We start from the raw sequence: 13,122 nt of genomic DNA on the forward strand, positions 1-13,122 counted from the left end.
GCGACGCGGTGGTGGCCGGAGCAGCGGCGCGAGGACGAGGCCAGGCCCCGCCCGGGCGCGGGGGGCGTGGCCACGCCCACCGTCCAGCCCGCGGCGGCCAGCGCCCGCGCGGCGGCCAGCGCCCCGCGGCTGACGCCCTGTTCCACGATGAGCGCTCGCACCCGTCCCGACCCCCGTCCCGGGCGCCCCGGCGGCGCCCCGGGTCAGCCTGTCGGGCCGGGCCCGCGCGCGCGATCCGGCGGGCGGCGCGGCCCTCAGAAGCGCCGGTTGCCCGCGCGGCGGCGCACGCGCCGCTCGACGCGGTCGAACTCGCGGCGCAGCGGGGTGGAGCAGAACTCCCCCAGCGTCACGCCGGCGGCCAGGGCCAGGGCGGTGCCCAGGGCCTGCACCAGCAGCACCAGCCCGGCGGAGGTGCTGCCGCCGACGAGGGCGGAGATGGCCCGGAAGACCGCCAGGCCCGGCAGCAGCGGCACGATGCCGCACACGGAGACCACCAGGCCCGGCACCCGCCAGCGCCAGGCGGTGCCCTCGGCGAGCAGGCCCACGAGCAGCGCGGCCACGCCGGCGGCGGCCACCGGGCCCGCCCCGGCGGCCGAGGCGGCGGCCGCCGCGGCCGAGGCGGTGGCCCCGGCGAGCGCGGCCAGCACGACCGCGCGCGCCTCGGCGTAGCCGGAGACGGCCCACGCCAGGGCGGCGCTCGCGCCGGCGAGGACCTGCACCGCCACCGCGGGCGGCTCGGTGGCCGCGAAGGTGAGGGTCAGCACCACCCCGGCGCGCTGGCCGAGGTCGAGGACCCCGGCGATGCCCAGGACGAGGCCGACGGTGAGCACCACCGTCTCGAAGGCGCGGGCGCCGGCGGTGACGTAGAAGCCGGCGATGGCGTCCTCGGCGGAGCCGACGAGGGAGAGCCCGGCCAGCAGCACGACGATGCCGGAGCCGACGACGAGGGAGGGCGGCAGGCTCCCCGCCCCGCCGGGCAGGTGCTCGCGCCACTGCAGCAGCACCAGCGCCACGGCGGTGGCCAGCCCCGCCCCGGCGACCTGCTGGAAGAAGACGGGCAGCCCGCGGCGGTCCAGGGCGAGGAGCACGAGCTGCAGCGCGGCGGTGGTGCCGGCCGCGGCGGCGGCCACGGCCCAGCCGCCGCCGAGCAGGACCGCCACCGAGACGGCCAGGCCCACCGCGCCCAGGGAGGCGACCGAGCCGCGGTAGGGCCGCCGGGCGGACAGCAGCCGCCGCAGGCGCGCGTCGAGCTCCGCGACGCCCACCTCCCCGGCGCCGGCGGCGTGGGCCAGCTCGTACAGCCGCGACAGGCGCGCGTAGTCGGTGCCGCGCACCTGCACCACGCGCACGTCGGTCAGCGGCACGCCGTCGTCCCCGGTGGTGGAGACGACGACGGCGGTGAAGGTGATGTCCACCTGGGTGCGGTGCAGACCGGCGCCGGCGGCGGCGCGCAGCGTCAGGGCGGTGACGTCGGCGGCGGAGGCGCCGGCCGACAGCAGCGCCTCGGCCGTGCGGGTCAGGGCCCGCAGGGCGGCGGGGACCTGCTCGCGCGGCAGCCCGAGCGGTGCGCTGTCGGCCTCGGCGGGCGCGCGGCCGGCCAGGCGCCCGGCGGTGCGGGCCGCGAGGGCGGCGGCGCGGGCGCGGACCCGGCCGGCCGGGCCGCGACCGGTCCAGGGGGCGGGCACGCGGGGACGCTACCGGCCCGGGCGCGGGCCGGTCGCGCGCCGCCTCACACGTGGGTGTCGGCGACCTCGCCGAGGTCGCGCGAGCCGGCGCGCTCGCGCCGGTGGGCGTCCAGGCGCGAGACGACGATCCCGGCGCTCGCGCCGTGCACGAGCACCGACAGCGCCACGGTGAAGCCGACGGCGGCCCACAGCGGCCCGGCGGGGAACTCCGCCTCGCCCAGCGCCCAGGACAGGTAGAACAGCGAGCCGATGCCGCGCACGCCGTACGCGCCGACGACCCAGCGCTCGCGCGGGCCGGCGGGCGAGCCGAGCAGGCTCAGCCGGCCGACGAGGGGGCGCACCACGACGACCAGCAGCACGCCCACGGCGGCCAGCTGCCACGTCAGGTCGCGCAGCAGCCCGTCGGACAGCGCCGCGCCCAGCAGCAGCAGCAGCCAGGCGGTGAGCATGCGCTCGACCTGCTCGACGAAGCTGTGGGCGACGCGGTGGGCGCCGTGGGAGCGCTCGGCGGAGCGGATGGCGCAGGCGGCGACGAACACGGCGACGAAGCCGTAGCCGTGCAGCAGCTCGGCCAGGCCGTAGGCGAGGAAGGTCACGGCCAGGGCGGTGAAGCCCTCCACGTCGTCGGCCAGGCGCAGCGCGCGGATCGGCGAGCGGAAGAACACCTCGCCGAGCACCTTGCCGACGACCGCGCCGACCGCGACGCCCACGACGGTGCGCAGCAGCACGTCCTCGGCCAGCCAGGTGCCCAGCGCCCCGGCGGTGGCGCCGGCGGTGGCCAGGACGACGGCCAGGTGCACGACGGGGAAGGCGGCGCCGTCGTTCAGGCCCGCCTCGCTGGTCAGGGCGAAGCGCACCTCGTCCTCGGTGCCCTCCTCGTCGGCGGGCTCGCCGACCTGCACGTCGCCGGCCAGGACCGGGTCGGTGGGGGCCAGGGCGGCACCGAGCAGGACGGCGGCGGCCACCGGCAGCCCGGCCAGCGCGGTGCCGGCCCAGGCGACCAGCGCGATGGTCAGCGGCATGGCCACGGCGAGCAGGCGCCACGTGCTCGCCCACCGGCGCCACCCCACCCGCCGGTCGATGGCCAGCCCGGCGCCCATGAGGGAGATGATCACGACGATCTCGGTGACGTGCGTGGTGACGCTCTCGTGGGCCGTGGGGTCGACGTCGGGCAGGCCGGGCACCAGGCCCAGCAGGACCCCGGCCGCCAGGAACGCCATGGGCAGGTTGACCGGCAGGCGGCCGACCACGCGGGGCAGCAGGGCGGCGCCCAGGGCGCTGGCCCCGGCGATGGCGAACAGGACGGCGTAGAGCACGGTTCTCCGGGGGTCGTGGTGGCCGGGCGGCGGGTGCGGCGCGCGGGGGGTGGGGGGGGGGGGGGGGGGGGGGGGGGGGGGGGGGGGGCGGCCCCCGGCCGCGGGGCGGGCCCCCGCCCGCGCCCCCGGCGCTCCCGCTAAAAACACAGACACCCCCCCCCCCGCCCCCCCCCCCCCCCCCCCCCCCCCGCCCGGGCCCGGCGGCGGGCGGGGCGCCGCGCGCGCCCCCCCCCCCCCCCCCCCCCCCCCCCCCCCCCCCCGCGTGCACCCGGCCGCGCGCGCGGAGCGTCATCATGGGGGGGTGAGCCTCCTCGACACCCCGGTCGACAGCCCGGTCGGCGGGCCGGCCGGCGCCCCCGCCCCGGAGCACGTCCCGGTCGTCGCGCCCCTGCGCATCGGCCCGCACGCCTCCCCGACCCCCGTGGTGCTCGCCCCCATGGCGGGCATCACCAACGCCGCGTACCGGCAGCTGTGCCGCGAACACGGCGAGGGCTTCTACGTCTCCGAGATGGTCACCTCCCGGGCGCTGGTCGAGCGCACGCCGGAGTCCATGCGCCTGGTCACCTTCACCCCCGAGGAGCACCCGCGCAGCCTGCAGCTGTACGGGGTGGACCCGGCCACCGTGGCCGCCGCCGTGCGCATGGTCGTGCAGGAGGACCTCGCCGACCACGTCGACCTCAACTTCGGCTGCCCGGTGCCCAAGGTCACCCGCAAGGGCGGGGGAGCGGCGCTGCCGTGGAAGGCCGACCTCTTCCGCGACATCGTGCGCGGCGCGGTGCGCGAGGCCTCGCGCGGCGGGCTGCCGCTGACGGTGAAGATGCGCAAGGGCATCGACGACGACCACCTGACCTACCTCGAGGCCGGGCGCACCGCCGAGCGCGAGGGCGCCGCGGCCGTGGCCCTGCACGGGCGCACCGCCTCCCAGCACTACTCCGGCCACGCCGACTGGGAGGCGATCGCGCGCCTGAAGGAGGCCGTCACCACGATCCCCGTGCTGGGCAACGGCGACGTCTGGAGCGCCGAGGACGCCGTGGAGATGGTCCGCCGCACCGGCTGCGACGGCGTCGTCGTCGGCCGCGGCTGCCTGGGCCGGCCGTGGCTGTTCACCGACCTGCAGGCGGCCTTCGCCGGGCGCCCCGAGCGGGTGCGCCCGGGCCTGGCGGTCGTGGCCGCCGCGCTGCGCCGGCACGCCGAGCTGCTCGTGGAGCACTACGGCGACGAGCTGCGCGGCTGCCGGGACGTGCGCAAGCACGTCGCCTGGTACCTCAAGGGCTACGTCGTCGGCGGGGACCTGCGCGCGCGGCTGGGCCTGGTGGACACGCTGGCCGCGCTGGACGAGCTGCTGGCCTCCCTGGACCTGGACCAGCCCTACCCGGGCGCGGCGGCCGAGGGCTCGCGCGGGCGGGCCGGCTCCCCGCAGCGCGTGGCGCTGCCCGAGGGCTGGCTGGACGACCGCGTCCTGACGGGCGCGGCCGCCGAGGTCGTGCGCCAGGCTGAGCTGTCGGTCTCGGGGGGCTGAGGGTGCCCGAGCGCGACGGCACGTACCCCGGCTACACCTCCGCCGACGTGCAGCGCTGGGCCGCCGAGCCGGCCAAGACCCACCGGCGCAGCGCCTTCGCCCGCGACCGCGCGCGCGTGCTGCACTCCTCGGCGCTGCGCCGGCTGGCGGCCAAGACGCAGGTGGTCGGCCCGGGCACCGACGACTTCGTGCGCAACCGCCTGACCCACTCCCTGGAGGTCGCGCAGGTCGGCCGGGAGCTGGGCGCCGCGCTGGGCTGCGACCCGGACGTCGTCGAGACCGCCTGCCTTGCCCACGACCTCGGGCACCCGCCCTTCGGCCACAACGGCGAGCGGGCGCTGGCCGAGGCGTGCGAGGGCATCGGCGGCTTCGAGGGCAACGCGCAGACCCTGCGGCTGCTGACCCGGCTGGAGCCGAAGACCACCGCCCCGGACGGCTCGCCGGCCGGGCTGAACCTCACGCGCGCCAGCCTGGACGCGGCCGCGAAGTACCCCTGGCTGCACGGCAAGGCGCCGCGGGCGACGGGCAAGTTCGGCGCCTACGCCGACGACGCGGAGGTGTTCGCCTGGCTGCGCGACGGCGCCCCGGAGCACCGCCCCTGCGTGGAGGCGCAGGTGATGGACTTCGCCGACGACGTCGCCTACAGCGTGCACGACGTGGAGGACGCCGTGGTGGCCGGCCACGTGCGCCTGGACTGGCTGCGCTCGGGCGAGACCCGCGCCCGCGTCGCGGCGCAGGTGCGCGACTGGTACCTGGCCGACGCCACCGACGCGGACGTCGACGCGGCCGTGCAGCGGCTGTCCGCCCTGCCGTTCTGGGCGGTGGAGCAGCCCGGGGAGGTGCCCGGCGGCCGCCGTCACCTCGCGGCGCTGAAGGACATGACCAGCCAGCTCATCGGCCGCTTCGCCAACGCCGCCCAGGACGCCACCCGCGCCCGCCACGGCGAGGGCCCGCTGACGCGCTACGCCGCCGACGTGGAGGTCCCCGCGCACACGGTGCTGGAGGTGGCGGTGCTCAAGGGGGTGGCCGCCACGTTCGTCATGAGCGCCCAGGAGCGCCAGCCCTTCTACGCCCGCCAGCGCGAGCTGCTGCGCGAGCTGCTCGTGCAGCTGGTCGAGCGCGCCCCCGACGCGCTGGAGCCGCCCTTCCGCGAGGACCACCTCGCCGCCGCCGACGACGCCGCGCGCCTGCGCGTCGTGGTGGACCAGGTGGCCTCCCTCACCGACGTCTCCGCGGTCGCCTGGCACGCCCGCCTGGCCTGAGGCGGCGCGGTGGCCGCTGCGCCCTCACCGGGCGCGCAGCGTCCCGGCGGCCAGCGCCCCGACCAGGCCGGTGCCGCTGACGAGGTTGCACTGCACCAGCCGGCTGCCGGCCGCCCAGTCCTGCGGCGTGGGGTAGTAGAAGCTGTAGCGCAGCCCGGCGTCGGCCAGGCCCGCGGCGGCCACCGCGGAGGCGACGGCCCCGCCGCAGCGCGCGTCCGCCTCGGCCTGCAGCGCCTCGTCGCCGGGGTGGGCGTCGCCGGCGGCGCCGGTCACCGGGTGCACGGCGACCACCTCCGCGTCGTGCGGCAGGGCGCAGTCCGCGCGGAGCACCGCGCCCGTGTCCAGGCTGTCGGCGCTCTCGTCGAAGCAGTCGCCGGGGGCCAGGTCGTCGATGCGCACCTCGCGCGGCCCGGGCACCGGGCTCTGCGGCGGCCGCGGCGGCTGCGGGGGCGGGCCGGTGCCGGGCGCGGCGGCCGCGGGCGCACCGGCCGGCCGGTCCGCGGAGCCCTGCGCGACGAGGACCGCCGTGACCAGGGAGCCGCCCAGCAGCGTGGTGACCGCGGCGCCCAGCGCGCCCCCGCGGCGGGCGTGCGGGACCGGCGTCCCGGTGCGGTCTGCGGGGCCCACGGGGCGCACGCTAACCACGTGGCCGCGGGGCCACCAGGGTTTCCGTCCCGGACGGCGGCGTCCTGCCGGGCGGTGGCGTCCTGCCGGGCGGCGGGGCCGCCCGGCGGTGCGGCCGGGCGGCGGTGCGCGCGCCGCGCGGGGCGGTCAGCGCGCCCTGCGGCGCGCGGAGATCACGCCGGTGTCGAACCCGGCCAGGTGCAGGCCCCCGTGGAAGCGGGCGTGCTCGATCTTCAGGCAGCGGTTCATCACCACGGTGGTGCCGGCCTCGTGCCCGCGGCGGGCGACGTCGTCGTCGGACAGGCCCAGCTGCAGCCACAGCACCGGCGCGCCCACGGCCAGGGTCTCCTCCAGCACCGCGCCCAGCTCGCTGGGGCGGCGGAAGACGTCGACCAGGTCCGGCACGCCGGGCAGCTCGGCCAGCGACGGGTACGCCGGGCGGCCGAGCACCTCGCGCTCGTGGGGGTTGACGAACCACACCTCGTAGTCGGAGCTGGCCAGCAGGTAGGTGCCCACGAAGTACGAGGCGCGCGAGGGCTTGTTCGAGGCGCCGAGCACCGCCACGGTGCGGGTGCGCCGCAGGATCGACAGCCGCTGCCCCGGCGTGGGCGGGCTCCAGCCGCCGGCGTCGCGCACCGGCGGGGCGTCGTGCGCGCCGGTGGACGGCGCGGCGGGGGCGGAGGGCTCGGCGGCCAGGGTGCCGGTGTCGCCGACCGCGCCGGCCGGTGCGGTGCCGGTGCCGTTGCCGTTGCCGTGCTGCGCGCCGCTCACCGCGCCACCCCCTTCGTCGCCGCGGTCAGCGCCTGGTCCAGGTCCCACAGCACGTCCTCGACGTCCTCGAGCCCCACGCTGATGCGCACCAGGTCCTCCGGCACCCCGGCGGCCTCCAACTGGGCGGGGGAGAGCTGCTGGTGGGTGGTGGAGGCCGGGTGCAGCACGAGGGTGCGCGCGTCGCCGATGTTGGCCAGGTGCGAGCACAGCTGGCAGTTCTCGATGAACCGCTCGCCGGCCGCGCGCCCGCCCACCACGCCGAAGGAGAACACCGCGCCGGGGCCCTCGGGCAGGTACCGCTGGGCGCGCTCGAAGTGCGGGTGCGAGGGCAGCCCGGAGTAGCGCACCCAGCTGACGCGCTCGTCGGCCTCGAGCCACCGCGCCACGCGCCGGGCGTTGGCGACGTGCTCGCGCATGCGCTGCGGCAGCGTCTCCACGCCCATGAGCAGCAGGAACGCCGAGTGCGGGGAGAGGGTCGCGCCGATGTCGCGCAGCTGCTCGCTGCGCAGCTTGGTCAGGAACCCGTACTCGGCGAAGTTGCCCCACCAGCTCAGGCCGCCGTAGCTGGCCACCGGCTCGGTCATGGCGGGGAAGCGGCCGTTGTCCCAGGGGAAGGTGCCCGCGTCGACGACCACGCCGCCCAGGGTGGTGCCGTGCCCGCCGAGGAACTTCGTGGCGGAGTGGATCACCACGTCCGCGCCGTGCTCGATCGGCCGGCACAGGTACGGCGTGGCGGTGGTGGCGTCCACGACGAGCGGCACGCCCGCGGCGTGCGCGACGTCGGCCAGCGCCCTGACGTCGGCGACCACGGTGGAGGGGTTGGCGACCAGCTCGGTGAAGACCAGCTTGGTGCGCTCGGTGATCGCCGCGCGCACCGCGTCCGGCTCGGGCTCGACGAAGACGGTGTCCACCCCGAAGCGGCGCAGCGTGACGTCCAGCTGGGTCACGGTGCCGCCGTAGAGGTTGTTCGAGGCGACGACCTGATCGCCCGCCCCGGCCAGCGCGGCGAAGGTCAAGAACTCCGCGGACTGCCCCGAGCTGCACGCCACCGCGCCCAGGCCGCCCTCCAGGGAGGCCATGCGCTCCTCCAGCGCGGCGACGGTGGGGTTGGAGATGCGGCTGTAGATGTTGCCGTACTTCTGCAGCGCGAAGAGGTTCGCGGCGTCGGCCGCGTCCTCGAAGACGAAGCTGGTCGTCTGGAAGATCGGCACGGCCCGCGCGCCCGTCGTCGGCTCCGGCACCGCGCCGGCGTGCACGGCGCGGGTGCGGAAGCCCCAGGTGCGGTCGCTGCCGCCGGCGGCCGCCGCGGCGCCGGCGTCCCGCTGCCCGTCGTGCTGCTGCTCGCTGCTCACGGGGCGATCCTGCCACCCGCGCCCGCGGCCCGGCGCTGTCGTCCCCCGCGCCTAGACTCCGCCGCGTGCCAGGCCTCATCCACCCCGACGACCTGCGCGCGGTCAAGGAGCGCGTCCGCATCGACGAGGTGGTCGCCGAGCAGGTCACCCTGCGCCCCGGCGGGGTGGGCTCCTTCAAGGGCCTGTGCCCCTTCCACGACGAGCGCACCCCCAGCTTCACCGTCCGCCCGGCCGTGGGCCGCTGGCACTGCTTCGGCTGCGGCGAGGGCGGCGACGTCATCGAGTTCGTCATGCGCATCGACGGCACCACGTTCACCGAGGCCGTCGAGCGCCTGGCCGAGCGCGCCGGCGTGCAGCTGCGCCAGGTCGACGACGGCGGGCGCGGCGCGCGGCGCCCGGCCGGCGGGGCCGGGCAGCGCCAGCGGCTGCTGGAGGCGCACCGGCTGGCGGAGGCCTTCTACGCCGGGCAGCTGGCCCAGCCGGGCCCGGCCGAGACCGCGCGCCGCTTCCTGGCCGAGCGCGGCTTCACCCGCGAGGCCGCCGCCCGCTTCGGCGTCGGCTTCGCCCCCGCCGGCGGCGACGCCCTGCTGCGGCACCTGCGCGCGGAGGGCTTCACCGAGGAGGAGCTGACCACCTCCGGCCTGGCCGGGCGCGGCCAGCGCGGCCTGTACGACCGCTTCCGCGGCCGCCTGGTGTGGCCCATCCGCGACGTCAGCGGCCACACCGTCGCCTTCGGCGCGCGGCGCCTCTTCGACGACGACCGCATCGACGCCAAGTACCTGAACTCCCCGGAGACCCCGCTCTACCGGAAGTCGCAGGCCCTGTACGGCCTGGACCTGGCCAAGCGCGAGATCGCCCGCACCAAGCGGGTCGTCGTCGTGGAGGGCTACACCGACGTCATGGCCTGCCACCTCGCGGGCGTGACGACCGCGGTGGCCACCTGCGGCACCGCCTTCGGCGAGGAGCACGCCCGCGTCGTGCAGCGCATGCTCGGCGACGCCGCCGGCTCCGCCGAGGTCGTCTTCACCTTCGACGGCGACGGGGCCGGGCAGAAGGCGGCGCTGCGCGCCTTCGAGCTCGACCAGCGCTTCACCGCCCAGACCTACGTGGCGGTGGAGCCGTCCGGGCAGGACCCGTGCGACCTGCGCCTGTCCGCCGGCGACGCGGCCGTGGTCGCGCTGGTGGAGGGGCGGGTGCCGCTGTTCGAGTTCGCCATCCGCTCCACGATCGCCCGCTACGACCTCGACAGCGACCCGGGCCGGCTGGCCGCGCTGGACGCCGCCGCCCCCATCGTGGCCGGCATCCGCGACAGCGGCCTGCGCCAGCGCTACGCGGTCAACCTCGACCGCTGGACCGGCTTCCTCGACGAGCGCTTCGTGCTGGACCGGGTGCGCCGCCACGCCGGCGGGCGCGGCGGGCGCGGCGGTCACAGCGGGCACGGCGGGCAGGGCGGGCGCGCGCCGGCCCCCGAGGCGGCGGCGCGCCCGGCGCCGGCCGCGGCGCGCGCCGACGACGCCGTCGTGCAGCTGGAGCGCTGGGTCCTCGCGTGCGTGCTGCAGGCGCCGTGGGTGGTCGCCGAGGACTTCGCCGCCCTGGCGCCGGACGCCTTCGCCGCCCCCGGCCACCGCGCCGTGCACGACGCGGTGACCGCCGCGGGCGGGCCGCTGGAGGCGCCGCAGGGGCCCGGGTGGGTCGAGGCGGTGCTCGGCTACGCCGACGGCCCGGTCGCCGCGCTGGTGCAGGAGCTGGCCGTGGCCGACCTGCCGGTCAGCGACGAGGAGCAGCTGGAGCGCTGGGGCCGCTCCCTGGTGGCCACCCTCGCCGGTCAGGCCGCCACCCGCGCCGTCGCCGACGCCAAGCGGCGGCTGTGGAGCCTGGACGCCGGCGCGCAGCCGGAGGAGTACCGGGCCGCCTCGGAGGAGCTGTTCCGCCTGGAGGCGGCCCGCCGCGCCTGGCAGGAGCGCGCCCAGGACGGCTGACGCCCCGGCGCCGCCCGGTCGGCACCCGGCCGGCGCTCGCGGCGGCCCCCCGCGGCGCACCCACCGCGGCGCACCCACCCGGACCGGGCTGGTAAGGTTGACGTGCTGTCGCCGGGAGTCACCGGTGGTGGTCCCGCATAGCTCAATTGGCAGAGCAGCCGGCTGTTAACCGGCAGGTTGTTGGTTCGAGTCCAACTGCGGGAGCTTGTCACCCTGGGTGACTGAGACGAGGGGCCGACCAGGCCCACCCATCGGCGCAGGGTGACCTTCGAGCACCCAGTAGTAGTCAACGCCGGTGCGCTCCGCGATCTTCTTGGCCACGGTGAGGATGTCCCGCGGCCGCGTCTTGCCGAGCTCCCAGTCCCGCCAAGACGCCTGAGGCACCCCGCACTCGGCGGCCGCCTCCTTCGCGTTCCACTGCATCACGTTGCGGATCATCGCCAGCCGCATGCCGAACTCGCGGTCACGCGGCATCCAGCCGTGAGAGGTCTGCGTCGTCATGCCGCACATGGTGGCACAACTCACGCATTGCGGTCCATAACACACAAAAGTAGGCAGACCCTCACTCAGCGCATCAATCCACACATTGCGCGCAACCGACCACAACGTGTACGGTTCCACACATGGCACGGAACCCCGCACCCACCGCGGCCCCCCCGCAGCTCGACCGCCCCCTGAGTACCGGCGAGGTCGCCGACCTGCTCGGCGTCAACCGCGAGACCATCCGCCGCGCCGCCGCTGCCGGCCGCATCCCCTGCATCACCCTGCCCGGCGGACACCGGCGCTTCACCCGCGCCACCGTCGACAAGCTGCTCACCGAGCAGACCCAGGACGTCGCGTGAGCACCGGCCTGATCCTCGTGGGCGCCTGGCTCGGCGCCTCCGTGCTCTCCGGCATCGCTTTCGTGGCCGCCGCGTACTGGCTCAAGGGCTCCGCCCTCACCGCCGCCGCCCGCAAGGACGTCGTCGACGGCGCCGAGCAGCTCTGCCGCGACGCCGCGGCCCACCGCTGACCCCCGACACAGACCGAGGGGCCTCGCACCAGCCACCACAGCCGCGCGAGACCCCCCAGACAAGGAGAACCCTACCGTGAACACCACCCCCACCCCCAGCGCCGCGCCCGCGTTCACCTACCTCGGCGACGACATGCTCGCCGGCTCCGGCACCCTCGAGGGGATGCCCTCACCCATCGGGGACGTCTACCACTGGCTGCACCTGCGCGACGCCGACAGCAACGACGTCGTGCGCCTGAACCTGACCCCCCGCGCCGTCCTCGCCCTGCGCAAGCACCTCGAAGACCTGGCCGCCGACGCCAAGCTGACCCTCGCCGCCGAGCAGCTCGGCGCCGCGCCGGCCACCGACCGCGTCTCCGCCTGGCCCGCCGCGTGAACGGCACCTGGGCCGACGTCGAGGACGGGCACACCTGGCCCGACCCCGCCGACGTGCACGGCACCGCGCTCGAGGAGGCGTCCTGGTGAAGCGCACCACCGACGACGAGTTCCACCCCGTCGAGCCGCTGACCCCCCAGCAGGTCCTCCTCGAGGCCGCGGCCGAGCAGCGCGCCGCCGCCGAGAGCATCGAGGGCGAGTGCATGGAGCTCTCCCTGCAGACCGTGTCCTGGCCCGACCTGAGCGAGCACCTCGAGGACATCGCACCCGGCCACCCCGCCGGCACCGCCGCGCACCGCTTCGCCACCGAACTGCTGGCCACCTTGCGCTACGGACAGGGGGAGTGATGGACGCCTGGACCGCTTGGGGCCTGGGCCTGCTGCCCGGCCTGGTCCTCGGGGAGGTGCTGGGCGCGTATCTCGTGTGCGCCGCCCAGGGCTCCCGCCGCCGCACCGCCGACACCGACGAGGAGCAGCCGTGAGCACCCTGCAGTGCCTGACCTGCGCCACCACCCGCGAGCTGCCCGGCAGCCTCGACGACGCCCTGCGCGCCGCCAAGGCCCACCACTGCCCCGGGCGCCCCTACCCCCTGCGCGTCCCGCCCCAGGCCCCCGTGCCCGCCCAGGCGCCCCGCCCGCGGCCCCTGCCGGCGCCCGTGCGCCTGCCGATCCGCTTGGCCACCGGCGAGGACGCCGGCCTGCTCGACGGCCTCACCGCGTGAGCCGCACCCGGGCCTCCGCCCGCGCCGCCGGCGCCCGCTTCGAGCGCTCCATCGCCGACTACCTCGCCGAGCACGTCGACGACCGCGTCGACCGGCGCGTGAAGACCGGCGCCAAGGACCGCGGCGACATCGGGGGAGTGCGCGCCGTCCTCGGCGGGCGCGTCGTCCTCGAGTGCAAGGACACCGCCCGCACCGAGCTGGCCGCCTGGACCGGCGAGGCCGAGGTCGAGCGCGGCAACGACGACGCCGTGGCCGGCGTGGTCGTGCACAAGCGCCGCGGCACCGCCCACCCGGGCGCCCAGTACGTCACCTGCACCGTCGACGACCTGGTGGCCCTGCTCACCGGCCGCCGCCCCTCGTCGTCTCCGTAATCCGCGCATTGCACGACAAATCGCGCTATGAACGGTAGCGTGACCCAGCCACCACAGCCACCACGAGGAGGACCCATGGACCCCGAGCAGCCCACCGGCCGCGTCATCGACCTGCAGGCCGCCCGCGCGGCCCGCC

The 13,122-nt window shown here is 77.3% G+C and carries 15 protein-coding genes and 1 tRNA gene; 11 read left to right on the forward strand and 5 right to left on the reverse strand.

Annotated features, from left to right (window positions below; all coding sequences use genetic code 11):
* Positions 1–254: 254 nt before the first annotated feature.
* Both ACRYMN_RS05910 and ACRYMN_RS05915 read right to left on the reverse strand, forming a co-directional pair.
* A complete protein-coding gene (locus ACRYMN_RS05910; protein WP_432492965.1) occupies positions 255–1,685 on the reverse strand; it encodes a threonine/serine exporter family protein in 1,431 nt (476 codons plus the stop codon).
* Between the two features lie 44 nt (positions 1,686–1,729).
* On the reverse strand, positions 1,730–3,001 hold the full coding sequence (locus ACRYMN_RS05915; protein ID WP_432492967.1) for a cation:proton antiporter domain-containing protein: 1,272 nt from the start codon (positions 2,999–3,001) through the stop codon (positions 1,730–1,732).
* Positions 3,002–3,389: 388 nt separating this feature from the next.
* On the opposite strand from ACRYMN_RS05915, the gene dusB reads away from it, so the two are divergent.
* Complete coding sequence (dusB, locus tag ACRYMN_RS05920) at positions 3,390–4,520, forward strand: tRNA dihydrouridine synthase DusB (RefSeq protein WP_432493144.1); 1,131 nt, start codon at positions 3,390–3,392, stop codon at positions 4,518–4,520.
* 2 nt (positions 4,521–4,522) lie between these two features.
* A complete protein-coding gene (locus tag ACRYMN_RS05925; protein WP_432492969.1) occupies positions 4,523–5,782 on the forward strand; it encodes a deoxyguanosinetriphosphate triphosphohydrolase in 1,260 nt (419 codons plus the stop codon).
* Between the two features lie 24 nt (positions 5,783–5,806).
* On the opposite strand, the gene ACRYMN_RS05930 is transcribed toward ACRYMN_RS05925, so the two are convergent.
* The 3 genes from ACRYMN_RS05930 to ACRYMN_RS05940 all read right to left on the reverse strand — a co-directional run bounded on the left by ACRYMN_RS05930 (position 5,807) and on the right by ACRYMN_RS05940 (position 8,529).
* The gene (locus ACRYMN_RS05930; protein ID WP_432492971.1) at positions 5,807–6,409 is read right to left on the reverse strand and encodes a septum formation family protein; all 603 of its coding nucleotides are present in this window, start codon (positions 6,407–6,409) and stop codon (positions 5,807–5,809) included.
* A 144-nt stretch (positions 6,410–6,553) separates the two neighbouring features.
* The gene (locus ACRYMN_RS05935; protein WP_432493146.1) at positions 6,554–7,042 is read right to left on the reverse strand and encodes a CoA-binding protein; all 489 of its coding nucleotides are present in this window, start codon (positions 7,040–7,042) and stop codon (positions 6,554–6,556) included.
* A 131-nt stretch (positions 7,043–7,173) separates the two neighbouring features.
* Entirely contained in the window at positions 7,174–8,529 is a 1,356-nt protein-coding gene (locus tag ACRYMN_RS05940; protein WP_432492973.1) for an O-acetylhomoserine aminocarboxypropyltransferase/cysteine synthase family protein, read from the reverse strand.
* Between the two features lie 65 nt (positions 8,530–8,594).
* Here ACRYMN_RS05940 and dnaG point away from each other — a divergent pair, with 65 nt between their 5' ends.
* The 9 genes from dnaG (at position 8,595) to ACRYMN_RS05985 (ending at position 12,986) form a co-directional block, all read left to right on the forward strand.
* Positions 8,595–10,508 (forward strand): DNA primase, encoded by a 1,914-nt coding sequence (dnaG, locus tag ACRYMN_RS05945; RefSeq protein ID WP_432492975.1) that lies wholly within the window; start codon positions 8,595–8,597, stop codon positions 10,506–10,508.
* A gap of 131 nt (positions 10,509–10,639) precedes the next feature.
* A tRNA-Asn gene (locus ACRYMN_RS05950) sits at positions 10,640–10,712 on the forward strand.
* A gap of 419 nt (positions 10,713–11,131) precedes the next feature.
* Positions 11,132–11,350 (forward strand): MerR family transcriptional regulator, encoded by a 219-nt coding sequence (locus ACRYMN_RS05955; RefSeq protein ID WP_432492977.1) that lies wholly within the window; start codon positions 11,132–11,134, stop codon positions 11,348–11,350.
* Positions 11,347–11,520 carry a hypothetical protein gene (locus ACRYMN_RS05960; RefSeq protein ID WP_432492979.1) on the forward strand — a complete coding sequence of 58 codons (174 nt, stop codon included), beginning with the start codon at positions 11,347–11,349 and terminating at the stop codon, positions 11,518–11,520. Before ACRYMN_RS05955 ends, ACRYMN_RS05960 begins: the two co-directional genes overlap by 4 nt.
* Positions 11,521–11,596: 76 nt before the next feature.
* Positions 11,597–11,896, forward strand: a complete 300-nt coding sequence (locus ACRYMN_RS05965) for a hypothetical protein (protein WP_432492981.1) — start codon at positions 11,597–11,599, stop codon at positions 11,894–11,896.
* An 85-nt stretch (positions 11,897–11,981) separates the two neighbouring features.
* Positions 11,982–12,242: a hypothetical protein gene (locus ACRYMN_RS05970; RefSeq protein ID WP_432492983.1), complete on the forward strand. Its 261-nt coding sequence runs from the start codon at positions 11,982–11,984 to the stop codon at positions 12,240–12,242.
* Complete coding sequence (locus ACRYMN_RS05975) at positions 12,242–12,376, forward strand: hypothetical protein (protein WP_432492985.1); 135 nt, start codon at positions 12,242–12,244, stop codon at positions 12,374–12,376. Before ACRYMN_RS05970 ends, ACRYMN_RS05975 begins: the two co-directional genes overlap by 1 nt.
* The gene (locus ACRYMN_RS05980) at positions 12,373–12,615 is read left to right on the forward strand and encodes a hypothetical protein (protein WP_432492987.1); all 243 of its coding nucleotides are present in this window, start codon (positions 12,373–12,375) and stop codon (positions 12,613–12,615) included. Before ACRYMN_RS05975 ends, ACRYMN_RS05980 begins: the two co-directional genes overlap by 4 nt.
* Positions 12,612–12,986 carry a hypothetical protein gene (locus ACRYMN_RS05985; protein ID WP_432492989.1) on the forward strand — a complete coding sequence of 125 codons (375 nt, stop codon included), beginning with the start codon at positions 12,612–12,614 and terminating at the stop codon, positions 12,984–12,986. Before ACRYMN_RS05980 ends, ACRYMN_RS05985 begins: the two co-directional genes overlap by 4 nt.
* The last annotated feature ends 136 nt before the right edge of the window (positions 12,987–13,122 follow it).

The organism is Kineococcus gypseus (assembly GCF_050871305.1).
Classification (GTDB): domain Bacteria; phylum Actinomycetota; class Actinomycetes; order Actinomycetales; family Kineococcaceae; genus Kineococcus; species Kineococcus gypseus.